We start from the raw sequence: 22690 nt of genomic DNA, 5'->3' as shown, positions 1-22690 counted from the left end.
ATCAATCCTCCAGCGTGCGCGAAATCGTGCGCATGAGGAAGACGGCGACGATATTGGCGAGAACCACGGCGAGCATGCCGCCGGCGGAGGCGCCGCCGATGTCGGAATCGAGAAGGGCGGTCTTGTAGATGAGGTAGGGCAGGGTGGTGGAGGCGTCGCCCGGGCCGCCGGCGGTGGTGACCAGGATCTCGGCGAAGATCGAGAGCAGGAAGATCGTCTCGATCATCACCACGATGGTGATGGCCCTGTAGAGGTGCGGCAGCATGATATGTGCGAAGAGCCGCAGGCCGTTGGCGCCGTCCATGCGGGCGGCCTCGATCTGCTCGCGGTCGAGCGATTGCAGCGAGGTCAGCAGGATCAGGAGCGCGAAGGGGATCCATTGCCAGGCCACGATGATGATCACCGATGCGAGCGGATAGTCGGAGAACCAGTCGATGACAGGCAGGCCCAGGGAACGTGAGATCCAGGCGAACAGCCCGTTCACCGGATGCATCAGGAGGTTCTTCCACACCAGCGCGCTGACCGTGGGCATGATGAAGAAGGGCGCGATGCATAAAAGGCGCGCCAGTCCGCGGCCGAACACCGGCTGGTCGAGCAGGATGGAACCGAGGATGCCGACCACGATCGTGATCGCCAGTACGCTCACCACCAGGATGACGGTGTTGAGGATGGCGTTGGTCAGCCCCGGATCTTCGAGCAGGTAGCGGTAATTGTCGAGGCCGGCAAAGCCGGTCTGGTCGAGATAGTTCAGATTGTAGCGCTGGAACGACAGGTAGATCGTGAGTGCCAGCGGCACGATCATCCAGACGAACAGCAACAGAACGGACGGCGCCAGCAGGGGACGCGTGTCAACTCCGACGCCGCGATGGCGGGCGAACAAGGCGACGGCCATGGAGCTCCTTTCGGATCGATCCCAGGGCGTTCTGCGATCTGCCGGCATCGGCGGCAGCGCAAGGACGCGTCGAAACAGGGGAGAGCGGGCAAGTGTTTCGGCTCGCACATGCCGCTTTCCGGGAGTAGGCGGCGCGATCCCGGTCTAGGCAGGATCGGGGTCGCGCCGCCGAAGATGCGTTCCGGGAGAGAAAACGCATCTTGGCACGGAGCGGGGCGGGATCGCCCCGGCAAACCTGTGTCTTGCGCCAATGCGGTTCACTTAAGGAGGAAACACTCCGGGTTGTCATAGCCGGGCTTGACCCGGCTATCCAAAAGCCGCCCGCGCGACGGGGATCCGGACTGGATTGCCGGGTCAAGCCCGGCCATGACAATCGTCGTGCAACCTTGAAGATACTTAAGTGAACCGCATCGGCGTCTTGCGGTCGCGCTATTTCTTCGGATAGCCGGCCTGGCGCATGGCGCGCTGGGTCAGCGACTGGGCGGCCGCCAAGCCCTGGTCGACCGTCTTCTTGCCGGCGATCACGGCGGCGAATTCCTGACCGACGGCGGTGCCGATGCTCTGGAACTCGGGAATGCCGACGAAGGAGATGCCGCGATAGGGCACCTTCTCCTGGGTGGCGTCCGTCATGTTGGCGGTCTGGATGGTATCCAGCGTCAGCTTGGCGAAGGGCGCGGCCTTGATGTAGTCGGCATTGTCATAGGTCGACTGGCGGGTGCCCGGCGGCACGGTGACGATACCCGAATAATCGGCGACCAGCTTGATATAGTCGGGCGACGTGGCCCAGTAGATGAACTTCTTGGCCGCATCCGGTGCCTTGGAGGAAGCCGGCACCGCCAGGGCCCAGGACCACAGATAGTGGTTGCCCTTGTTGAACTTGCCATAGGGCGGATGGGCATAACCCAGCTTGCCGACGACGCTGCTCTGCTTGGGATCGTTGAGGAAGCCGGCCGAGACGGTGGCATCGACCCACATGCCGCATTTGCCGCTGGCGAACAGAGCGAGATTCTCATTGTAGCCGTTGGAAGCGGCGCCGGGCGGGCCGTATTTCTTCAGGAGGTCGACATAAACAGTCAGGCCTTCCTTCCAGGCCGGCGTGTCGAATTGCGGCTTCCATTCCATGTCGAACCAGCGCGCGCCATAGGAATTGGCGACCGGCGTGATCTGGCCGATATTCTCGCCCCAGCCGGGCTTGCCGCGCAGGCAGATGCCGTAGACCCCATGGTCGGGATCGTGGATCTTGGCAGCGAAGCCGTCGATGTCCTTCCAGGTCGGCTGTTCGGGCATGGTCAGGCCGGCCTTGTCGAACAGGTCCTTGCGATAGAAGGTCATCTGGCTTTCGGCATAGAAGGGCAGGGCATAGAGCTTGCCATTATAGGAAAGTCCATCCCGTACCGATTTGAGCACGTCGTCGAGCTTGTAGTCGGCCGGCACGTTGTCGAACGCCGTCAGCCAGTTGCGCTCGCCCCACATCGGTGCCTCGAACAGGCCGATGGTCATGATGTCGTACTGGCCGCCCTTGGTGGCGATGTCGGTGGTCAGGCGCTGGCGCAGCGTATTTTCCTCGAGCACCACCCAGTTCAGCTTGATGTCGGGGTTCTTGGCCTCGAAATCCTTCGACAGCTTCTGCATCACCACCATGTCGTTGTTGTTGACGGTGGCGATGGTGAGTTTGGTTTCGGCCTGTGCGGGCAGGCCGGCGATGAACGCCGCCGCTGCGCCGAGACACAGTGTTTTGAGAGCTCGCATGGTTTCCTCCTCCTTATGGTGTCGTGTTCGACATCTCGATGCACTGCAAAGTCGATGGCCGAGCCGGCTGTCGCTCGAAGACAAACGCCCCCGCGCCGCGGCATTGAAGAAATGCGCAAGCTTCATCCAAATTCGGGCAAGGCAAGTGAGCTTTGGCAGCGATTGCTAGCGGATCAGGCCATTTCCTCCGGGTGTCGGTATTTTTCTTTCATATATTTTCATAACATTCCAAAAGCTATCATGGAGATTGTTTAAGTCAACAACGAAGCTGCCTCGAGCAGGCACGATCTGTCGGTACCCGGCGGCGAGACGGGTTTTCGGGCGCATGGCAGCGGTGGCCCCCCTTTGGGGGAGGTTTCGCACAGCCTTGGCGAGGAGCGGTTTGCCTCCCGGCTTCAGAGCGGCGATGCTAGGAGGGTTCGTTTTGTGAAAGGACCGCGCCCAGCGCGGAAGGGGAGATGATGTCCGGTTCCGACGACGGTGCTCTCGTCATGGACTTGTTGAGGGTACTAGCCGTCTTTGCTCTCGTGGCCGCCAACGGCTTTTTCGTGGCCGCCGAGTTCTCGCTCGTTGCCGTCCGCCGCAGCAGGGTGGCCGAGCTTGCCGCCGCGGGGCGGATGAACGCCCGCCCGCTCTTGCGCGCCATCGACAATCTCGACGCCAATCTGGCGGCGACCCAGCTCGGCATCACCATCTCGTCCCTGGCGCTTGGCTGGATCGGCGAGCCGGCGCTCGCCCATCTGATCGAGCCGCTGCTCGGCTGGCTGCCGGCGGGGATCGCCACCGTCGGCTCGCATGCCATCGCCGTCGCCCTCGCCTTCGTGATCATCACGGCCCTGCATATCGTGCTGGGCGAGTTGGCGCCCAAGAGCCTGGCCCTGCAGCGCAGCGAGGGCACGGCGCTGTGGATCGTCCGGCCGCTGGGCCTGTTCCTGTTCCTGCTGCGCCCGGCCATCCTGATGCTGAACGGCCTCGGCAATTTGGTGCTGCGGGCCTGCGGCCTGCGGCCGGGTTCCGGGGAGGAATCGCTGCATTCGCCCGAGGAACTCAAATTGCTGGTCCGGGCCAGCCAGGACGCCGGCATCCTGCAGGATGCGCAGGAAGAGGTGATGGTGCGTGTGCTCAGCATCGGCGGGCGGCGCATCAGCGATATCATGACGCCCCGGCGAGAGATCGACTGGGTCGATATCGATGACGATCCCAAGGAGACGCTGCGCATCATCCGCGAATGCCGGCACGACCACATCCTGGTCGGACGCGGCAATATCGACGAGCCGCTCGGCATGATCGTCAAGCAGGATCTGCTCGACCGGGTGCTGGACGGGGAGAGGCTCGATCCGCTCGCCGTCATGCGCCAGCCCCTCATCGTGCATGAGGCCATGCCGATCTTTCGGGTGCTCGACCAGTTCAAGCGGACCCCGATCAGACTGGCCCTCATCATCGACGAATATGGCGGCCTCGAAGGCATCGTCACCCAGACGGACCTGCTCGAAGCCATGGCCGGCGACCTGCCCGAGGTCGAGGGGGAAGAGCCCGATATCGTCGAACGCCAGGACGGTTCGCTGCTGATCGACGGCATGATGCCGGCCTATGCCGCCTTCGACCGGCTGCAACTGCAGACAAGGCCGCAGGATCGCGACTTCCACACCATCGCCGGCTTCGCCCTGTCGCAGCTCGGCCACCTGCCCGATGTCGGCGAGCAGTTCGACTATGGCGGCTGGGTGTTCGAGATCGTCGACATGGATGATCGCCGCATCGACAAGCTCCTGGCACGCCGGGTGGAGGGGGCAGAGTCCTGAGGGCAGACAGGAGGCAGGCGTCGGCCATGCTACCGCGCATGGTGTGCCGATCTCCAGATCGGCATTGCTCCTGATAAGGCGTATCGTTTCCAAGATTGCCGATCTGGAGATCGGCACACCGAAACGCCGGCAAGTCGCAGGGCGCTTCAGCCTCGATCGGCTGCGATGACGGCCTTGGTGCCCAGCGACTTCAGCTCGTCGATCGAGGCCACGCCCATCAGCGCCAGGGTGATCGAGATCTCGCGGGTGAGGATGTCGATCACGCCGGCAACCCCGGCCTCGCCCGCGGCGGCGAGACCATAGGTATAGGCGCGGCCGAGCATGACGCCGTCGGCGCCGCGGCCGATGGCTTTGACGATGTCGGTGCCCCGGCGGATGCCGCCGTCGAGCATTACGCAGAAATCGGGCCCGACCGCCCGGCGGATGGCAGGCAGGGCTGCGATGGTACTCGACGCGCCGTCGAGCTGCCGTCCGCCATGGTTGGAGATCACCACGCCGTCCATACCGATCGACTTGGCCTTCAGTGCATCCTCGGGGGCAAGCACCCCCTTGACCACCAACCGGCCCTGCCAGCGTTCGCGCAGCCAGGCCATGTCCTTCCACGACACGGTCTTGTCGATATGGCGCGAGAGATTGGCGGCCTGTTCGAGCGCGCCGCGCCCGAAGTCGCGCCGGTGTTCGATCGCCCTTACGCTGGGCATGCCGCGCGCCGCCACGTCGAGAAGCCATCCCGGCTTGCGGGCAAGGCCGAGGAACAGGCCAGGCGTCACCCGTGTCAGCGAGCGGAAGCCGTTGCGGACGTCGCGTTCACGGATGCCGGTGATCGCGGTGTCGACGGTGACGAAGAGCGTATCCGCGCCGGCCAGGCGGGCGCCTTCCAGGAACTCGTCGCAAAGCGAGCGATCGTCGAGCACATAGAGCTGGAAGTGGAGCGGGCCCTTGGTCGCCTGCCGCACATCGGCGAGCGAAGCGATGGAGAAGTTGGAAAGGCAGAGCGCGATTCCCGCGGCATGCGCGGCTCGCGCGGCCTTTTCCTCGCCCTTGCCGGCATAGAGCCCGAGAAAGCCGACGGGGCCCAGCATGAAGGGCAGGGGATGGCGCGTGCCGAGATAATGCGTGCCGAGGTCCTGCTCTCGGGGCTCCACCAGCACGTTCTGGCGCAAGGTCAGCCGGGCGTAGTCGCTGCGATTGGCCCGCAGGGTTTCCTCCTCGAAGGATCCGCCATCGATATAGTCGAAGAAGATCTTCGGCAGGCGACGGCGGGCCGCCTCGCGATAGTCGTGTACGTTCACCAATTGCATGGAAGTATGCCGGCTTTCGAAAATTTTAGCCCGTCATTCCCGGCGCCGCCGAAGGCGGCGGGAAGGGAATCCAGGGGCAGCGAGATGCGCTCCTGGCCCCTGGATTCCCTTCCCCTCGCTTCGCTCGGCCGGGAATGACAGGTCGATGTTGTTGGGTGCGGAGCACGCGGGCGTTCAGTCATCAACGCGCCGTGTGAAGGTAGCGGCTGCCCAGCGAATAGCGGCTGCCGACATAGGTGAAGGTGTTCACCGTCGCGACAACAGGCCCCGTGAAGGTCTTGCGGTGCAGGACGAGGCAGCTGTCGCCGGGGCGGATGTGGAGCAGGCGCGCGGTTTCCTCTCCCGCCGGCAAGGCGCTGATCAGCTGTTCGACCTCGGTCAGGGGCGTGGATTGCTGCAGATAGTCATAGGTCGCCGCATTGGTATAGTCCTGGTCGAGATAGCCACTGACCAGGTCGATGTTGACGTAGCGCTCCTCGAGCTGCACCGGCACGTCGTTTTCGAAATGGATGACGATGGAATGGTCGACTGGCTTGATCGCCTCGAATTCGAAGGCGATCATCAATTCCGGCGTGGGATGATGCACGCGTTCGAGCAGGACCACCTCGGCCCGGTGCCGGCTGCCGCGGGCCTTGATCTCGGTGGCGATGTTGCTGATCTCGATGAGCGTCGATTGCGGCTTGGGCGGAGCGACGAAGGTGCCGACGCCCGGAATGCGGCGCAGATGCCCCTGTGCCGTCAGTTCGCGCAAGGCCCGGTGCACGGTCATGCGCGAGACACCGAGCGCGGCGACGAGATCGTGCTCGGAAGGCAGGCGCCCCTGGCGCCCCCATTTACCGCTGGCGATGTTGCCGAGCACGAAGTCCTTGACCTTCTCGTAGAGGGGAGAGGCGGCGTCGGAAAGAACGTCCATGGTCCTGTCTCCTGCGGGGCGTTGTCGAGAAGGCCTGATATCGGGAAAGTCCGGTTCAATCATGCAATCGGGAAGAGGGCGGCTGGCTCATCGGTGAGCTGGACAATGGTTTTCAGCTTCGTGCTCTGGCCGGCCAGCAGGCGCTCATAGGCGGCCGGCACCTCGTCCAGGCCGGGCAGGACCTCGCAGAGCTGTTCGAGGGCACCTTGCAGCTCCACCAGCAGAGAAGCGGCCTGCACGAGGTCGTCGTCGGCGAAAGCATGGCAGCCGATCAAGGCGATCTCGCGTTCGACCAGCTCGGTGGGGTCGAGGTCGAGCTTGCCATGGCCGATGCCGACCAGGCAGAGCGCACCCGCCCCGGCGAGGAGGCCGAGCGTCGTCGCGATGGCTCCGACATGGCCCGTCGCATCGATGGCATGGCGCAGGCGCCGCCCTCCAAGCGCTGCGGCGATGTCCTCGGCGACGAGGCCGACACGCCTGCCGCCACTCAGCACCGACACCAGGTCGGCGCGCGCGCTATTGGGGTCGCTGAGCAGGATGGGGCCGTCATGGAGATGGGCGAGCAGCAGGGCGCATAGGCCTCCGATCGTGCCGCAGCCGACCACGAGCACCGGCTCTCCGCGCGGCGCAGCGAGACGCCGTACCGCATGCAGCGCCACCGCCAGCGGCTCGGCCATGGCGGCGATCCGCGGCGGCAGCGAAGGCGCATGCGGCACCAGCAGCCGGGCCGGCAATTGCACGGCATCGGCAAAACCTCCGTCGCAAGCCTCGCCGACAAAGCCGAGATTCTCGCAGACATTGTGCCGTCCTCCGGCACAGGCGGGGCAATTGCCGCACCAGAATCTGGAATCGGCGACGACGACATCGCCGACCGCAAACCCGCTCACTCCCTCGCCGATCGCCGTCACGCGGCCGCAGAACTCGTGGCCCGCCACCGAGGGACGGCGCGTGATCCACTGGCCGGTCCGGTAATTGTGCAGGTCCGAGCCGCAGATGCCGGCGGCCCTGACCGCGAGATTCACATGGCCGGGCGGCGGCGAAGAGGGGGCAGCCACCTCCTCCACCCGCAGGTCCCTGACATCATGCAGCCGGACAGCCTTCATCGCTCAGCCGCCCTTCTTCAGATAGGCCTCGCGGATCGGCGAGACGGCATTGGCATGGGAGGAAAAGCCCTCATAGAGCGCCAGCTTGTGGGAATGGCGGGCGAATTCGGCATAGGCCGGCGGAGTGACATAGCCGATCGAAGAACGCTTGACGAAATCGTTCACCGAAAGCGGGCCGAAGGTGCGGGCCCAGCGGCTGGTCGGCAGCACGGCATTCGGCCCCAGCGAGAAATTGGCGATGCTCACCGGTGTGTGCGTTCCCATCAGGATCTCGGAAGCCTCGGTGATGTGACCGAGATGGATGAAAGGCTCCTCGGACAGGATTTCCAGGTGCTCGGGGGCATAGGCGTTGACGAATGCGTAGCTCTCCTCGATCGAGGATGTCAGCACGACGCCGCCAGTGGTGCCGGTCAGCACGGCCTTGGAGAAGGCGACGCGCTGCTCGGTCATGCGGGCCCAATGCTCGGGCAGGGCGGCGAGCGCCTCCTCGGCGACCCGGCGGCTATGGGTGACGAGATAGGCCGAGGAATCCGGACCATGCTCGGCCTCGATCAGCAGATCGAGCGCGGCGAGGCCGCCATGCACGCTGTCGTCGGCCAGGATCATCACCTCGGAGGGGCCGGCCGGCAGGCCGGTATCGATGACACCGGAGAGCAGGCGCTTGGCGGCGACCACCCATGGGCTGCCGGGACCGACGATCTTGAGGGCCGGCTTGACGGTCTCAGTGCCGTAGGCGACGGCTGCGACCGCCTGCGCGCCGCCGACCTTGTAGACCGTCTCCACGCCCGCCAGCCTGGCGGCGACCAGCGTGGCCGCGTCGACCGCGCCGTCGGGCGCCGGCGGGGTGACGATGGCAAGGTTGGGCACGCCGGCGACCACCGCCGGAACCGAGGTCATCATGGTCACGGAGGGGAAGGAGCCCTTGCCGCGCGGCACGTAGAGGGCGACCGACTGGATCGGGGTGAAGCGATCGCCGGCATAGGCGCCGGGCCGGATCTCCTTCAGCCACATCGCCTCGGGCTTCTGCTCCTCGTGGAAGCGGCGGATATTGTCGATGCCGAAGGTGATCGCCTCGATGACGTCGCTGTCGACCTGCCTGAAGGCGGCGTCGAACTCGGCCGGCGTGACCTTGAGGTTCGCCTCGGTCACTTCGGCTCTGTCCAGCTCCCGGCCGAAGCGGGCCAGCGCGGCATCGCCCTCGGTCCTGACCGCTTCCAGGATGGGCGCGACCTTCTCGATGAATTTGGAAATGTCCGTTTCCGAACGGCGCAGCAGGGCGGCCTTCTCCTCCGCGCTGAGGCTGGCATAGTCGTAGAAGCGGGCTGAGGTCATCGTTCTATCCTGGATGCGCGGCCTCGCGGGGCCGGGAAGGTCATTTGGATTTGAGGAAGATGTCGAGGCCGACGAGCCGGTCGAGCAAGGCGATGGCAATACCGGCGCAGGCGATGAAGACGACGGAAATGGCGGCGAGGTCCGGTGTGATGATGGAGCGGATGGAATTGTAGATCTGCACCGGCAGCGTGACGGAGCGGGCATCCACCAGGAGCAGGCTGACCAGGAACTCGTTGAGGGCGAGAATGAACATCAGGAGCGAGCCGGTGATCACCCCCGGCAGCACCGCGGGCAGGGTGATGTAGAGGAAGCGCTGCAAGGGCGGTGCGCCGCAATTGGCCGCGGCGAGCTCCAGGTCCGGGCTGAGATTGCTGGCGCTGGCCGTGACGGCCCAGATCATGAAGGGCAGGTTGATCACGCAGCAGGCGATGCCGACGGGCCAGAGCCGGCCGAGCACGCCGAGATTGCCGAAGACCAGCATCATGCCGATGCCCGAGCCGATCAGCGGGATGGTGAAGGGCAGCAGCAGGTAGACCTGGATCGAGCGCTCGAAGCGGACCTTGTATTTGGCGAGCGCGATGCCGGCCAGCGTGCCCACGGGCACGGCGATCAGCGTGCAGATCGTCGCCACGATCAAGGAGCGCAGGAAGGCCTGGCGCAGATCGCTCGCCTGGGCGATGGCGCCGTACCAGCGCAGGGAAAGGCCTTCGGGCGGGAAGGTGATGATGTTGCCGGCGGTGAAGGAGGCGCCGAGCACCACGATGGTCGGCGCCGACAGCATCACCAGCGCCGCGATCACGAAGCCCCAGATCACCAGGGACTTGCTGGTGCTGCCGGTCATTTGCGTTCTCCGCTCAGTTCTTCTTGCCGTTCATGGCCAGGGTCCCGGCTCCGAACAGCATGAACACCACGCCGACGAGGATGGAGCCGACCGCCACCAGCATCAGCGAGAGCGTGGCGCCCAGGCCCTGGTCGGAGGTGCGGAAGAACTGGTCGTAGATGGCGTTGGCGATGAAATCCTGGGTGCCGCCGCCCAGGATGGCGGGCACCGCGAAATCGGTGAGCGAGAGGGTGACGACCACGAGGCCGGCGCCCACCAGGCCCGGACGGGCGAGGGGGAGGACGATGTGCCGGAAGGTCCGTACCCAGCCCGCGCCGAGCGAGGCGGCGGCGGCTTCCAGTTCCGCCGGTATCGCCGTCAGGGCCGGCGCCAGCATCAGCACGGCAAAGGGCAGCATGTACTGGACGAGGCCGAAGAGCACGGCGGGATAGTTGTAGAGCAGGCGCATGGGCGCCACGCCGACCAGGCCGAGCGCCTCGTTGACCATGCCCTGATTGCCCAGGATGATCAGCCAGCCATAGGCGCGCACCACCTGGCCGATGAAGAAGGGCAGGAACAGCGCGACCAGCAGGAACTTGCGCAGGCCCGAGGAGCGCGTGCGCACCATCAGATAGGCATAGGGAAAGGCCAGGATCAGGGTCGCCAGCGTCACGATGACGGCGCCCATCAGGCTGCGGCCGGCCACGGCGGTGAAGAAGCTTTCGCTCACCACGCGCTGGTAATTGGCAAGCGTGTAGGTCTCCGACATCAGGAAGGTGTTGGTGTCGAGGACGCGCAGGCTGGCATCGCCCATCTGAATGAGGCCGAGCACGAGCAGGCCGACCAGCACCAGCGCGGGCAGCAGCATCAGATAGGGCAGGCCCGCCCGGAAGCTAGAGGGCCACGCAAGGGCGGCCAGGTGCTCGAGCGCATCCATGATACGCCAGGTCAGGGGATAGGCGGCACGCGAAGAGCGCATCCTGTCGGTCCTTGTGGGATTTGCCTTCTCCCCTTGCGGGAGAAGGTCCCGGCAGGGGGATGAGGGGTGTTGGCCGTTGCCTTGCAAGGCTGCGTTTCACCCCTCATCCGCCCCTTCGGGGCACCTTCTCCCGCAAAGGGAGAAGGCTAGGCATGCCTCAGCCCTGCATGATTTCCTTGAACTTGGCGAACCACTTGCTCTCGTTCTCCACCTGCGTGCGCGACGAGATGCGGATGAGGTGCTTGAAGTCCTCCTCCTTGGTCGGATAGGCGGGATTGTTGACGAGATCGGCCGGCGGGGTGAGGCCGGGCACCACGCCGGGCAGGCCAAGGCCGTCGAGCCAGATCTGCTGGGCTTCCTTGGTCAAGGCATGGTCGATATATTGCTTGGCCCAGTAGAGCTCGTTCTCCGGCAGGCCCTTGGGGATCCACAGCCCGTCCGTGTCGAACTTGGCGCCTTCCTCCGGCACCACCCAGGCGAGGTCGATGCCGTTCTTCCTGGCCTCGCGCGCATTGGTGGAAATGGTGCAGGCGGCGTCGATCTCGCCCTTCTGGAACCAGGTGGTGAAATCGGGATCCTCGCCCAGGAGGGGCTGTTGCTCCTTGACCTTGGCGATGAAGTCCCAGGCCGGCTGCATGTTGGCCGGGATGTCCTCCAGCTTGCCGCCGCCGGCGACCTGGGCGGGGAAGTGGAAGCCGATGCCGTCGTTGTAGAGCGCGATGCGGCGCTTCAGCTTGGGATCGAGCAGGTCCTTCCAGGATTTGGGCGCGCCGTTCGGGAAGGCCGACGGCCGATAGGCCAGGACATAGACATAGCCATAGGTATTGACGATCGGATAGCCATCGAGGCCGACCGGCTTGGCCAGCTCGGTGGTGTTCTTGAGGTTGGGCAGGTCGGACAGATCCTCGGTCACGCCGCGCAGCGCCGACTTGGTGGCGTTGGTGGTAGTGTCCCAGTTCACATGGATCGGCGGCGTGCGCTTCTGGGCCACGGCCGCCCATAGCTTGGGCTGGATCTCGTTGTCCTCGGTGAGGTCATGGCGCACGGCGATGCCGGTCTTCTTGGTGAAGCTGTCGGAGACGCCCGCCTTCAGGGCGTCGACCCAGCTGCCGCCCCAGGCGCGCACGATGATCTCGGAGGGCTTTTCGGGTTCGGCGGCCATGGCGCGGCCGGTGCCCAATGTGGCCGAGGCGCCCGCCGCCAGCAGGGAGGCGAGCAGGGTACGCCGGCGGATTTGCGCTGACAGGAACTGATCGTGTGACATCTTTGGTTCTCCTCTGGATGGACCTTCTCGGGGTCATTTCTTGAAGACGTGCATATCCTTGGCATTCCACCCCAGGCTGACGGCCTCGCCAGGGGTGAATTGCTGATGCGCGACGGGATCGTGATCGAAGACCCGCAGCAGCGCGTCGTCGAGGGCCGGGACCCGTATTTCGTAGACGATGCGCTCTCCCTCGAAGATGGAATCGACCACCACGCCGTCGACGACGGTATCGAGGCCCTGCAGCCTGTCCGCGCTCGGGGCGATCCGGATCTGCTCGGCCCGGACGGCGCCCTGGCAGGCCTCACCGGGCGCCGGCGGTTCGGCGGGGTTGGCCGATACGCCGACCAGGGCGCGGCCCGCGCTGGTAAAGGCCAGGGCGGAGGCGGTCGCGGCGCCGGACACGCCCTCGATGAAATTGGTCACGCCGATGAAATTGGCGACGAAGGCGTTGGCCGGCGTCCTGTAGGCGTCGACCGGGCGGGCCTTCTGCTGGATCTGCCCGCCGTCCATCACGATGATCTCGTCCGAGACCACGAGGGCCTCGCGCTGGTCGTGGGTGACGTTGATGGTTGTAACCCCGAGCTCCTTCTGGATGCGGCGGAACTCCAGCTGCATCTCCTCGCGCAGCTTGCGGTCGAGCGCGGCCAGCGGCTCGTCGAGCAGCAGGAGGTCGGGCTCGAACACCAGGGCGCGGGCGATCGCCACGCGCTGCTGCTGGCCGCCCGACAATTCGTTGATGCGGCGCGAGCCATAGCCGCCCAGGCGCACGAGTTCGAGATAGCGCTCCACCTTGGCGGCGATGCCGCGGGCGTCGTGCCGGCGCATCTTGAGGGGGAAGGCGACGTTCTCCGCCGCCGTCATGTGCGGGAACAGCGCCAGTTTCTGGAACACCATGCCGATGGCCCGCTTGTGCGGCGGCACGGCGCTGACGGGCTGGCCGTTGATGAAGATCTCGCCCCGGCTCGGCGCATCGAAGCCGGCCACCATGCGCAGCAGCGTGGTCTTGCCCGAGCCGGACGGGCCGAGAATGGTGAGAAACTTGCCCTTGGGCAGGTCGAAGGATGCGCTTTTGACCGCATGGACGTCGCCGAAGATCATGGCGACATCCCTGACGGACACGGCAAAGGGACTCGCTCCGCCGGACGGGCGGCTGCCGAGGGGCGCAGATTCCATTTCGTTCCCCAGTCTTCCCAGGCCGCCATGCCGGTCGTTCATGCGCTGTCTTTGCAGGCTGAAAGCACGGCGGCACGCACCTGTCTATACAGCTACATACAACTATGGTCAACGACGCATGCGCAATTCTTGCTCGTATCGGTACGGTGATTAATTGTTGTGCAGCGCACAGTGTGGGGGTTGGTTCAAACCAACGAACATTGAAGGGAAATTGTCATTGCGAGCGTAGCGAAGCAATCCAGGGGCCGAATGGTACACGTCCGAGGTTCTGGATTGCTTCGCTACGCTCGCAATGACGGTCGGTCCGTCGAGGCTCACCGCCGCCCGGGTCAGATGGAGGCGAGATAGCCGCCGTCGACCGGAATGCAATGGCCGGTGACATAGGCCGAGGCATCCGAGCACAGGAACACCGCGACGCCCGCGATATCCGCCAGTTCGCCGAAACGCCGCTGCGGGATCTTGGCCAGCATCTGCCCCTGCCACGCCTCGTCCTTATAGAAAACCTCGGTCATGGCCGTGCGGAAATAGCCGGGTGCGATGGCATTCACGCGAATGCCGTGACCCGCCCATTCGGCCGCGAGGGCTCGGGTGACGCCGAGCAGGCCGGATTTGGAGGCGCCATAGGGCACCGCGGTGGGGATGCCGACGAAGGAGGTGAGGGAGCACAGATTGACGATAGCTCCGCCTCGGGCCTCGTCTTGGGCCCTCGTCATGATCCGGCCGGCCGCCTGCGAGCAGAAAAAGGCGCCCTTGAGGTTGGTTGAGACGATCGCATCCCACAGGGCCTCGTCGACGTCGAGGGATGGCCTGACATTCTCGACGCCGGCATTGTTGACCAGGATGTCGAGGCCGCCGAGGGCCTCGGCGGCCTGGCTGATCACGGCATGGCAATCCTCGACGTCGGCGACATCCTGCGCCAGGGCGATGCAGCGACGCCCGGCCTTTTCGACCAGCCGGCGGGTGTCTTCGAGATTCTCCAGGCTGCGCGCGGTCACCGCGACATCGGCACCCGCCTCGGCCAGGGCCAGGGCGATGGTCTGACCGATGCCGCGGCTGGCGCCGGTGACGATGGCGCGGCGGCCGGTGAGATCGAAAATCGGGCGCGACATGATGCTCCTCTCGCCAACGGCGACATGCGAACGCCGGCTGTTCTGCAAACGGCCGGGTGAAGATCGTCCTATTTTCATCAGACAAAACCATACGGATCGCAAGGTCCTCGGCCGATTCGGAACCCTGCCAATCGCTGTCACGAGTTTGCCCTGCAGCGTCCGGGATCTATAGTCCGGGCCGACGCCGCATCATGACGATCGGGGAGGAACAGATGGATTCGACACAGCTGCGCGCCATGCAGGCGCCGATCAAGGAGCGCTATCGCGCCGACCCGAAGACGGCCCTGATCACCCTGAAAGCCAAGGGCTCGATCGATGGCGAGGGCATCGCCTGCAAGGTGGAAACCGGGCGGGCGCTGGCCATCGCCGGCCTGCATCCGGCGACCGGCGGCTCCGGGCTGGAGCTGTGCTCAGGCGACATGCTGCTGGAAGCCCTGGTCGCCTGTGCCGGCGTGACGCTGAAATCGGTGGCGACGGCGATCGACCTGCCCTTGAAGGCCGGCCAGGTCAGCGCCGAGGGGGACCTCGATTTTCGCGGCACGCTCGGTGTCGACAGGGAGGCGCCGGTCGGTTTTGCCGAAATCCGGCTTCGCTTCGACGTCGACAGCGAGGCGCCGCAGGAGCGGCTCGACCAGTTGCTGAAGCTGACCGAGCGCTATTGCGTGGTGTTCCAGACCATCAGGCACGGCCCGAAGACGAGCGTATCGCTGCACCGAATGGGGTGAGGCGTCTTGGCGCGCCCTGCGCGGCCACGGCTCGGCATGCCAGCGGCAGAGGAGCTTGGAGTGCTCGGCGCGCGCCCGAGAATCGCCTTCCTCGTGGTTAACCCGAGTTCGGCGCCCCGAAAAACGCACCCGGCGCCGCCGCGAGGGCGAGCACGTGGTCGCGCGTCAGGGCGGCGAGCGGCAGCGGCCCCGGCGCCCTGGGGTCGATCCAGGCGATCTCTTCGATCTCGGCAGTGGCGGCGACCGGCTCGGCGATGTCGAGGCGGAAGATCTCGGCCTCGACCGTCCGGCCATCCTCATGCGCCGCCGGGGCCCGGAACCGGCCGAGATAGACGGGCCTGCCCGGCTCGACCGCAAGGCCGATTTCCTCGGCGAGCTCGCGGCACAGGGCCTGCCTGGGCTGTTCGCCGGGCTCGATCTTGCCGCCGGGCTGCATGAAGGCCGATGTCCCTCGTTTTCTGACCAGGAGTGTCATACCGTCGGGACGGACGATGACGGCGGCTGCAATACGAATCGCATCGGGGGAGGACATGGCGCCATCCTAGCACTCCCGTTGTGATTTTCCTTCGTGGTGGTTTCGACCCTCATTGTGGGCTCTGCCAATCCGCAAGATTGGCATGGCGAAGCAATCCGGGAGCCGCAAATATCTGTCTCCCAGCTCCTGGATTGCTTCGCTACGCTCGCAATGACGGTTGAATGATCGGTTGATGATAGGGGAGCCTGGATGCGCGATGGTGTCATGACGGGACGCGGCGATGCGTAACCTGCCGCTCGGCGTGCTGCGCACCTTCGAGGCGGCGGCGCGCCATGAGAGCCTGACCAAGGCCGCCGGAGAGCTCGCCCTGACGGACAGCGCGGTCAGCCACCAGCTGCGGCGGCTCGAGGAGGTGCTGGGTTATCCGCTCTTCCACAAGGCCGGCCGCGGCGTGGTGCTCACCGATGCCGGAAGGGTGTTCGCCAAGACGGTCTCGGCCGCGCTGCAGGACATCACCAACACGGCGCTACGCCTGTCCGAGGCGGACCAGGATGGCGGGCGCATCGGCATCGCCTGCCCGCCGATGTTCGCCAGCGGCTGGCTCGCCAAGAACCTCGCCGATTTCTGCCAGGACCACCTCGCCGTCGAATGCCATATCAAGCTCACCGAGAATCACCGCATCCATGAGCTGGTGGATGCCGATATCGGCATCGTCTTCGGCGCCGGCGGCTGGGACGACAAATGGTCGGCGCAGCTCGCCCATGTCAGCATCATGCCCGTCTGCAGCCCGACCCTGTTCCAGCGTATCGGCCGGCGCATCACCAGCCCGGTAGAACTGCGCAGCGCCATCCTGCTGCATTGGGACGACGGCTCCGAATGGCGGCGCTGGCTCTCCGAGGCCGGCGAGCGCGACTTTAGCCCCTATAGCCGCCATCTCTATTGCAGCGATCTCGGCATGGCGATCGACCTTGCCATCAACGGCACCGGCGTCGCCCTGGCCAGCGATACGCTCTCGGGGGCCGATGTCAGGAACGGCACGCTGCTGCGGCCCTTTTCCACCGCCATCGACGCCTTCGGCGGCTGGTATGTCGTCTCCACCCATGCCGGCCTGCAGCGCTCGGGCGTGCGGCTCTTCCTGCGCTGGCTCCTCGCGCGCTTCGGCAAGGATGCCGCGGCCTGGGAGATCGGTTGACCTGATGGTGTACAGTTGAGATCCGTTCAGGAGTTGGCCGGATAGGCCGCTCGGCCATGCCTCCTTCTCAGGCAATTTGCCCTGGTAATGCGCAATACATGAAATGACGTCATCTATTTGATGATCAAATATCAATTGCCCCGGGCCGGCCTTCTGATTTTATGAGCACCGTCGCGATTGGACGGACAGGTCCGGCGCAGGAGAGGGGTCCTGGTGGCGGACGAACGCGGCCGGATTGGAAAGAAGCATGCACAAGCTGGCCGTGGACGGTATCCGCAAATCCTATGGCAAGGTCGAGGTCCTCAAGGGCGTGTCGCTCCAGGCCGCGGCCGGTGATGTCATCAGCATCATCGGGGCCAGCGGCTCGGGCAAGAGCACCTTCCTGCGCTGCATCAATTTCCTCGAGCGCCCCACTTCCGGCAGCATCGTCATCGACGGCGAGGCGCTGAAGACGGTCAAGGACGGCGACGGCTTCCTCAGGGCCACCGACAAGAAGCAGCTCCAGCGCATGCGCAGCCGCCTCGCCATGGTGTTCCAGAATTTCTGCCTGTGGTCGCATATGAGCGTCATCGACAATGTCATCGAGGCGCCGATCAGCGTGCTCGGCGTCTCCAAGGCGGAGGCGACGGAGCGGGCCAGGACCAATCTCGCCAAGGTCGGCCTCGGCCAGGAGGTGCTGCAGCGCTATCCCGCCCATCTCTCCGGCGGCCAGCAGCAGCGCGTGGCGATCGCCCGGGCGCTCAGCATGAACCCCGACGTGATGCTGTTCGACGAGCCGACCTCGGCGCTCGATCCGGAACTGGTGAGCGAGGTGCTCAGGGTCATGCAGTCCCTCGCCGAGGAGGGGCGCACCATGATCGTGGTGACGCATGAGATGGGCTTTGCCCGCCATGCCTCCAGCCGCGTCGTCTTCCTGCACAACGGCGCCATCGAGGAAGAGGGCCCGCCCGAAGCCGTTTTCACCGAGGCCCGCAGCGACAGGCTGCGGCAATTCCTTGCCGGGCGTCTGCAGCATTAATTCGATGATGTGAGGAAAGAAGCCCATTTCTTCACCCTCCCCTGGAGGGGGAGGGTCGGCCTGAAAGGCCGGGGTGGGGTGGTTTTCAGCAAGAACAAAATGGTTTCCATCATGACGTCCTGCCCATTTTCACCCCACCCCGAGGCTTCGCCTCGACCCCAGGCACTTCCAAAAGGAAGTGCCGATACCTCCAGGGGAGGGTAACCCGCTCCGACCAAGGCCGGTGGAAACCGGCTCCCGCAACGACAGATCCCATCCCGAGAGACCCATCATGAGCATTCGCATCAGAAACGCCGTCGCCGCCCTCCTGCTCGGCCTTGCCGCCTCCGGCGCCCAGGCCCTTTCAGCCCAGGCCGCAGACAAGATCAAGATCGCCACCGACGCCACCTTCCCGCCCTTCGAATCGATCGATGCCAACGGCAAGCTGGTCGGCTACGACGTCGAGCTGATGCAGGCGATCTGCGAGGCCGCCAAGCTCGACTGCGACATCTTCAACGCCGCCTGGGACGGCATGATCCCCGGCCTGATCGACGGCAAATATGATGCGCTGATCTCCCAACTCACCGTCACCGAGAAGCGCCGCAAGGTGATCGCCTTCTCCGACATCTACAACCACCCGATCTTCCGCTTCGTGGCCAGGAAGGGCTCGACCTTCGAGTTCACGCCCGAGGGCCTGGCCGGCAAGACCATCGCGGTGCAGACCGGCACGCCGATGGACGCCTATGTCACCAGCCACTTCCCCAAGGCGACCATCAAGCGCTACGACACCGGCAGCGCTCCCTATCTGGAGCTGACCGCCGGCCGCGCCGAGCTCCACATCAGCTACCAGGCCCAGATCACCGCCAGCTTCCTGAAGTCGGATGCCGGCAAGGATTACGAGCTGGTCGGCCCGCAGCTCACCGGCAAGGACGCCAAGGAGTTCGGCGAGGGCGTCGCCATCGCCGTCGGCAAGAAGAACACCGCCTTGGTGGCCGAGATCAACAAGGGCCTCGCCATCCTCAGGGAGAACGGCAAGCTCAAGGCGCTCGACACCAAATATTTCGGCGAATGACCGGAGATGGTCCTCGATTTCGTCCGCACGATCCTGGCGGCAGGGGCGATCACCCTGCTGCTGGCCTTCGCCTCGCTGGCGGTGGCCGTCCTGCTCGGCCTTGGCGCGGCCCTGTGCAAGGTCTCGGGCCATAGGACGCTGGCGGCCCTTGCGGGGATCTACACCTTCGTGGTGCGCGGCATCCCCGATCTCGTGATGATGCTGCTGGTCTTCTACAGCCTGCCCTCCCTGATCGACCAGATCGGCGAAGGGCTCGGCTTCGACATCCATGTCGAGTTCTCCCCGCTCGGAGCCGGCATCGCCACGCTCGGGCTGATCTTCGGCGCCTATATGACCGAGACCTTCAAGAGCGCCCTCCTCAACATTCCCCGCGGCCAGATCGAGGCGGCGCAGGCCTATGGGCTCAGCCGCACCCGCATCTTCACCCGCATCGTGCTGCCGCAGATGATCCGCCTGGCGCTGCCCGGCTTCACCAACAACTGGCTGGTGCTGGTCAAGGCGACGGCTTTGGTCTCGCTCATCGGCCTGCAGGACGTGATGTTCCGCGCCAAGGGGGCGGCCGAGGCCACCGGCAAGCCCTTCACCTTCTATCTCGTCGCCGGCGGCTTCTATCTCGCCATCACCATCCTCTCCATGCTGGTGCTGGCCTGGCTGGCGCGGCGCTACGAACTCGGCACAAGGAAGCTGGCGCCATGAACTGGGACGTCATCGCCGAAAATCTCGGCCTCTATGCCGAAGGGGCGCAGCTGACGCTGATCCTCACCGTCGCGTCCCTAGCGATCTCCTTCTGCCTCGCCATTCCGCTCTCCTTCGCGCGCAACAGCGCCAACCGGCTGATCCGCAGCCTGATCTTCGCCTATACGCTGGTGTTCCGCGGCACGCCGCTTCTGGTGCAGCTCTTCCTGATCTATTTCGGCCTCGCCCAGTTCGAGCTGGTGCGCCAGAGCCTGCTCTGGCCCTGGCTCTCCAGCCCGCTCGTCTGCGTGCTGATCGCCTTCGTGCTCAACACCACCGCCTACACCACCGAGATCTTCGCCGGGGCGCTGCGCCACATCCCGCCCGGCGAGGTGGAGGCCGCCACCGCCTATGGCATGTCCGGCTGGACGCGGGCGCGGCGCATCCTGGTGCCGGCGATGCTGACGCGGGCGCTGCCGCTCTATGGCAACGAGACCATCATGATGCTGCACGCCACCTCGCTCGCCAGCACCGTCACTCTGCTGGAGACCACCGGTGTCGCCCGCATGATCACGCTGAACTACTACATCCAGTTCGAGCCCTATGTCGCGGCCGCGATCGTCTACCTCGTCCTGACCTTCGTCCTGGTCGGCGCCTTCCGCCTCGTCGAGCGCCGCTGGGCCGGCTACCTCGATTTGCGCCCGTCCTGAGGCCCGCCGCCCGCCGATTTCCTCCGTTTTTCCAACCCGATGCCGCCCGCGGGCGGCCCGCATGAAGGACCCTTGTCATGAACCAGAAAGCCGATCTCGGCGCGCTGTTCGGCGCGGCGGCCGATACGCTCACCTTCCTCGGCCTGGAGGAATGCCGCGACCTCGCTGAACTCACCGCCCCGATCGCCCTGATCGGCGCACCCTGCGCCACGCCCTATCGCTCCGTCGGCGCCTATTGCCGCAACGCGCCCGATGCCCTGCGCCGCGCCACCGCCGCCTTCACCGCCAATGTCGACCGCCACGATTTCGACAATGGCGGCAAGGTCTTCCCGGAGCCGCGCCTGCGCGCCGTCGATTGCGGCAACCTGCCCTATGACGAGAATGACGGCGCCGCCAACCGTGCCGCCATCGCCGCCGCCGTCAAGATGATCCGCGCCCGCGGGGCGGTGCCGATCGTGCTGGGCGGGGATGATTCCATCCCCATCCCCATGCTCGAAGCCCTGGGGGCGGAGGAGGGCGCCCGCTACACCATCCTGCAGATCGATGCCCATATCGACTGGCGCGAGGTGCATATGGACGAGCGCCTCGGCCTCTCCTCCACCATGCGCCGGGCGTCGGAAATGCCCCATATCGAGCGCATCATCCAGGTCGGCGCCCGCGGCATCGGCTCGGCCGCGACCAGCGACTATGAGGATGCGCTGGCCTGGGGCGTCAAATTCGTGCCGGCCCATGACCTGCACCGCCAGGGCGTCGAGGCCGTTCTCGACCTCATCCCCGAAGGCAGCCGCATCGTCATCTGCATCGACGCCGACGCCCTCGACCCGGCGCTGGTGCCCGGCGTCATCGGCCGCGCCCCGGGGGGCTTGAGCTACTATCAGCTCGTCGACCTCATCAAGGGCGCCGCCCGCCGCGGCCGCATCGAGGCGATGGACTTCGTGGAATTCATGCCCGAGCGCGACGTCGACGGCATCGGCGCGCTCACCTTCGCCCGGGCGATCACCACGGCGCTGGGCGTGATCGCGCGGCAGCGGGCATAAGGGGCGAGAGGGCGGCGGCCGTTCTCGATTGCCGACCGACTCACTCTGCTGCGTAACATGGCTCGTTTCTACCCTCCCCTGGAGGGGGAGGGTCGACGCGTAGCGTCGGGGTGGGGTGGCTCTTCATAAGAATGGAAATTTCCCTCGTCGCGACCTGCGGTGTTTTCACCCCATCCCGGCCTTTCAGGCCGACCCTCCCCCTCCAGGGGAGGGTAAAGATGCCGCGCTTTCCTCGTGACGCAGTAGAACCAATACCAGGTCTCATTTGCTTGACCTGTCATCCCCTGGATCCCCTTCCCCTCGCTGTCGCTCACAAGCACAGCTTGTGAGGATACGGCCGGGGATGACGGGTCGCGCCCTTGGCGCGCGGGTCTACTGCCCGGCGTTCCTCATGAACGCACCCGCAGCGCAAAGCGCGCGCCGGCCGTCTTCCAGGCCGGCGTTCCAGACGGGCCAGGCGTGAATCATGTGCGGCCATATCTCCAGCCGCACGGGCACATCAGCGATCCCGGCGGCCTCGGCAAGCCGCGTGGCGTCCGCCAGCAATGCCTCGGCCGAACCGACCTGGATCAACAGCGGCGGAAAGCCGTGCAGGTCGGCGAACAAAGGCGAGATGAGCGGGTCCCCGCGGTCTTGCCCCGCAGGGACATAGGCGCCGGCAAGCTCCTCCAGATAGGCCTTGTGGATGATCGGATCGATTGCGTCCTTGCCGGCGAGCGTCGCGCCCGACAGGGTGAGATCGGTCCAGGGCGAAATCAGCCAGGCACAGCGGGGCAGGGGCTCGCCGGCGGCGTGCAGGCGGCCGATCAGGGCCAAAGTGAGATTGCCGCCCGCACTGTCGCCGCCGACCACGATGTCTTCGGCCGCGATGCCCTGCCGCCGCAGGAAGCGCCATGCGGCGAGCGCGTCCTGGTGCTGGGCCGGAAACGGGTGTTCGGGCGCGCGGCGATAGTCGATCGCCAGGGTCCGCATGCGCGCCGCGCGGCCGGCTTCCGTCACCAGCCGGCGATGGCTCCTGATCGAGCCCGAGCAATAGCCGCCGCCATGGAAGTAGAGCAGCACCTTGTCCGCGTCACTTCCCGGCGCCATCGACCATTCGCCGGGGACACCGTCGCACTGGACATCCGTGCATTGGATGTCCTCGGCCACGGGCCAGTGTGTGCCGACCTCGTCGAGCCGTGCGCGCCGCTCGCCCCAGCCGACCGGCCGGGGCTTGGCGGCCAGCAAGTCGCGGATGGCGGCGATTTCCGTCAGGGTGCGCTCGCGGTTGGCCACGGCATGCTCCTTGATAAAGACTGGCGCATCGTGACACTATGCTTGGTAACCGATAGCCGCAATCAGTCGTAAATTACGCTACGGCAGTGAGGCTGAGG

At 65.6% G+C, this 22690-nt stretch carries 21 protein-coding genes; 8 read left to right on the top strand and 13 right to left on the bottom strand.

The genetic code is table 11. The features are described 5' to 3' along the window. Position 1 precedes the first annotated feature (1 nt). Both J8I29_RS15085 and J8I29_RS15080 read right to left on the bottom strand, forming a co-directional pair. A complete protein-coding gene (locus J8I29_RS15085) occupies positions 2–892 on the bottom strand; it encodes a sugar ABC transporter permease (protein ID WP_068289120.1) in 891 nt (296 codons plus the stop codon). A 429-nt stretch (positions 893–1321) separates the two neighbouring features. Beyond that, entirely contained in the window at positions 1322–2641 is a 1320-nt protein-coding gene (locus tag J8I29_RS15080; RefSeq protein ID WP_068289116.1) for a sugar ABC transporter substrate-binding protein, read from the bottom strand. A gap of 461 nt (positions 2642–3102) precedes the next feature. Between J8I29_RS15080 and J8I29_RS15075 the strand changes: the two genes are divergently transcribed. Then, a complete protein-coding gene (locus J8I29_RS15075) occupies positions 3103–4440 on the top strand; it encodes a hemolysin family protein (protein WP_209432409.1) in 1338 nt (445 codons plus the stop codon). A gap of 146 nt (positions 4441–4586) precedes the next feature. Here J8I29_RS15075 and J8I29_RS15070 read toward each other — a convergent pair whose 3' ends face one another. The 9 genes from J8I29_RS15070 to J8I29_RS15030 form a co-directional block, all read right to left on the bottom strand. Next, positions 4587–5741, bottom strand: a complete 1155-nt coding sequence (locus J8I29_RS15070; RefSeq protein ID WP_209432281.1) for an alpha-hydroxy acid oxidase — start codon at positions 5739–5741, stop codon at positions 4587–4589. Positions 5742–5922: 181 nt separating this feature from the next. After that, on the bottom strand, positions 5923–6654 hold the full coding sequence (hutC, locus tag J8I29_RS15065) for a histidine utilization repressor (protein WP_068289110.1): 732 nt from the start codon (positions 6652–6654) through the stop codon (positions 5923–5925). 59 nt (positions 6655–6713) lie between these two features. Beyond that, on the bottom strand, positions 6714–7757 hold the full coding sequence (locus J8I29_RS15060; protein ID WP_209432280.1) for an alcohol dehydrogenase catalytic domain-containing protein: 1044 nt from the start codon (positions 7755–7757) through the stop codon (positions 6714–6716). Positions 7758–7760: 3 nt separating this feature from the next. Then, the gene (gene hisD, locus J8I29_RS15055; protein WP_209432279.1) at positions 7761–9089 is read right to left on the bottom strand and encodes a histidinol dehydrogenase; all 1329 of its coding nucleotides are present in this window, start codon (positions 9087–9089) and stop codon (positions 7761–7763) included. A gap of 40 nt (positions 9090–9129) precedes the next feature. Next, entirely contained in the window at positions 9130–9930 is an 801-nt protein-coding gene (locus J8I29_RS15050) for an ABC transporter permease (protein WP_209432278.1), read from the bottom strand. 13 nt (positions 9931–9943) lie between these two features. Beyond that, positions 9944–10888, bottom strand: coding sequence for an ABC transporter permease (locus J8I29_RS15045; RefSeq protein ID WP_209432277.1), 945 nt, complete (start codon positions 10886–10888; stop codon positions 9944–9946). Between the two features lie 157 nt (positions 10889–11045). Next, positions 11046–12152: a PotD/PotF family extracellular solute-binding protein gene (locus tag J8I29_RS15040; protein ID WP_209432276.1), complete on the bottom strand. Its 1107-nt coding sequence runs from the start codon at positions 12150–12152 to the stop codon at positions 11046–11048. 33 nt (positions 12153–12185) lie between these two features. Beyond that, positions 12186–13325, bottom strand: coding sequence for an ABC transporter ATP-binding protein (locus J8I29_RS15035; RefSeq protein ID WP_209432275.1), 1140 nt, complete (start codon positions 13323–13325; stop codon positions 12186–12188). 329 nt (positions 13326–13654) lie between these two features. Next, positions 13655–14434: a glucose 1-dehydrogenase gene (locus tag J8I29_RS15030; RefSeq protein ID WP_209432274.1), complete on the bottom strand. Its 780-nt coding sequence runs from the start codon at positions 14432–14434 to the stop codon at positions 13655–13657. Positions 14435–14646: 212 nt separating this feature from the next. On the opposite strand from J8I29_RS15030, the gene J8I29_RS15025 reads away from it, so the two are divergent. Continuing rightward, positions 14647–15159, top strand: a complete 513-nt coding sequence (locus J8I29_RS15025; RefSeq protein WP_105863939.1) for an OsmC family protein — start codon at positions 14647–14649, stop codon at positions 15157–15159. A 97-nt stretch (positions 15160–15256) separates the two neighbouring features. Here the strand turns inward: J8I29_RS15025 and J8I29_RS15020 are convergent, their stop codons facing one another. After that, a complete protein-coding gene (locus J8I29_RS15020; RefSeq protein ID WP_209432273.1) occupies positions 15257–15691 on the bottom strand; it encodes an NUDIX domain-containing protein in 435 nt (144 codons plus the stop codon). Positions 15692–15914: 223 nt separating this feature from the next. On the opposite strand from J8I29_RS15020, the gene J8I29_RS15015 reads away from it, so the two are divergent. From J8I29_RS15015 to J8I29_RS14990, 6 genes are all read left to right on the top strand, one after another. Next, positions 15915–16826, top strand: coding sequence for a LysR substrate-binding domain-containing protein (locus tag J8I29_RS15015; protein WP_105863765.1), 912 nt, complete (start codon positions 15915–15917; stop codon positions 16824–16826). A gap of 247 nt (positions 16827–17073) precedes the next feature. Beyond that, positions 17074–17844, top strand: a complete 771-nt coding sequence (locus tag J8I29_RS15010; RefSeq protein WP_209432272.1) for an ATP-binding cassette domain-containing protein — start codon at positions 17074–17076, stop codon at positions 17842–17844. Positions 17845–18115: 271 nt separating this feature from the next. Next, positions 18116–18895, top strand: a complete 780-nt coding sequence (locus J8I29_RS15005) for a transporter substrate-binding domain-containing protein (protein WP_209432271.1) — start codon at positions 18116–18118, stop codon at positions 18893–18895. A gap of 6 nt (positions 18896–18901) precedes the next feature. Then, positions 18902–19591, top strand: coding sequence for an ABC transporter permease subunit (locus tag J8I29_RS15000; RefSeq protein WP_209432270.1), 690 nt, complete (start codon positions 18902–18904; stop codon positions 19589–19591). Next, positions 19588–20280, top strand: coding sequence for an ABC transporter permease (locus tag J8I29_RS14995; protein ID WP_209432269.1), 693 nt, complete (start codon positions 19588–19590; stop codon positions 20278–20280). Before J8I29_RS15000 ends, J8I29_RS14995 begins: the two co-directional genes overlap by 4 nt. A 77-nt stretch (positions 20281–20357) precedes the next feature. Beyond that, on the top strand, positions 20358–21317 hold the full coding sequence (locus J8I29_RS14990) for an arginase family protein (protein WP_209432268.1): 960 nt from the start codon (positions 20358–20360) through the stop codon (positions 21315–21317). 372 nt (positions 21318–21689) lie between these two features. Here the strand turns inward: J8I29_RS14990 and J8I29_RS14985 are convergent, their stop codons facing one another. After that, complete coding sequence (locus tag J8I29_RS14985; RefSeq protein WP_348536022.1) at positions 21690–22592, bottom strand: alpha/beta hydrolase; 903 nt, start codon at positions 22590–22592, stop codon at positions 21690–21692. Positions 22593–22690: the final 98 nt, after the last annotated feature.

The organism is Labrys sp. LIt4 (assembly GCF_017813775.1).
GTDB lineage: Bacteria > Pseudomonadota > Alphaproteobacteria > Rhizobiales > Labraceae > Labrys > Labrys okinawensis_A.
The sequence above is the reverse complement of the archived record's forward strand: the minus strand, read 5'-3'. Positions and strand labels throughout refer to the sequence as shown.

Coding starts and splice junctions, on each gene's coding strand:
- J8I29_RS15085 (WP_068289120.1), bottom strand. CDS start 892: ATGGCCGTCGCCTTGTTCGCCCGCCATCGCGGCGTCGGAGTTGACACG.
- J8I29_RS15080 (WP_068289116.1), bottom strand. CDS start 2,641: ATGCGAGCTCTCAAAACACTGTGTCTCGGCGCAGCGGCGGCGTTCATC.
- J8I29_RS15075 (WP_209432409.1), top strand. CDS start 3,103: ATGTCCGGTTCCGACGACGGTGCTCTCGTCATGGACTTGTTGAGGGTA.
- J8I29_RS15070 (WP_209432281.1), bottom strand. CDS start 5,741: ATGCAATTGGTGAACGTACACGACTATCGCGAGGCGGCCCGCCGTCGC.
- hutC (WP_068289110.1), bottom strand. CDS start 6,654: ATGGACGTTCTTTCCGACGCCGCCTCTCCCCTCTACGAGAAGGTCAAG.
- J8I29_RS15060 (WP_209432280.1), bottom strand. CDS start 7,757: ATGAAGGCTGTCCGGCTGCATGATGTCAGGGACCTGCGGGTGGAGGAG.
- hisD (WP_209432279.1), bottom strand. CDS start 9,089: ATGACCTCAGCCCGCTTCTACGACTATGCCAGCCTCAGCGCGGAGGAG.
- J8I29_RS15050 (WP_209432278.1), bottom strand. CDS start 9,930: ATGACCGGCAGCACCAGCAAGTCCCTGGTGATCTGGGGCTTCGTGATC.
- J8I29_RS15045 (WP_209432277.1), bottom strand. CDS start 10,888: ATGCGCTCTTCGCGTGCCGCCTATCCCCTGACCTGGCGTATCATGGAT.
- J8I29_RS15040 (WP_209432276.1), bottom strand. CDS start 12,152: ATGTCACACGATCAGTTCCTGTCAGCGCAAATCCGCCGGCGTACCCTG.
- J8I29_RS15035 (WP_209432275.1), bottom strand. CDS start 13,325: ATGGAATCTGCGCCCCTCGGCAGCCGCCCGTCCGGCGGAGCGAGTCCC.
- J8I29_RS15030 (WP_209432274.1), bottom strand. CDS start 14,434: ATGTCGCGCCCGATTTTCGATCTCACCGGCCGCCGCGCCATCGTCACC.
- J8I29_RS15025 (WP_105863939.1), top strand. CDS start 14,647: ATGGATTCGACACAGCTGCGCGCCATGCAGGCGCCGATCAAGGAGCGC.
- J8I29_RS15020 (WP_209432273.1), bottom strand. CDS start 15,691: ATGTCCTCCCCCGATGCGATTCGTATTGCAGCCGCCGTCATCGTCCGT.
- J8I29_RS15015 (WP_105863765.1), top strand. CDS start 15,915: ATGCGTAACCTGCCGCTCGGCGTGCTGCGCACCTTCGAGGCGGCGGCG.
- J8I29_RS15010 (WP_209432272.1), top strand. CDS start 17,074: ATGCACAAGCTGGCCGTGGACGGTATCCGCAAATCCTATGGCAAGGTC.
- J8I29_RS15005 (WP_209432271.1), top strand. CDS start 18,116: ATGAGCATTCGCATCAGAAACGCCGTCGCCGCCCTCCTGCTCGGCCTT.
- J8I29_RS15000 (WP_209432270.1), top strand. CDS start 18,902: ATGGTCCTCGATTTCGTCCGCACGATCCTGGCGGCAGGGGCGATCACC.
- J8I29_RS14995 (WP_209432269.1), top strand. CDS start 19,588: ATGAACTGGGACGTCATCGCCGAAAATCTCGGCCTCTATGCCGAAGGG.
- J8I29_RS14990 (WP_209432268.1), top strand. CDS start 20,358: ATGAACCAGAAAGCCGATCTCGGCGCGCTGTTCGGCGCGGCGGCCGAT.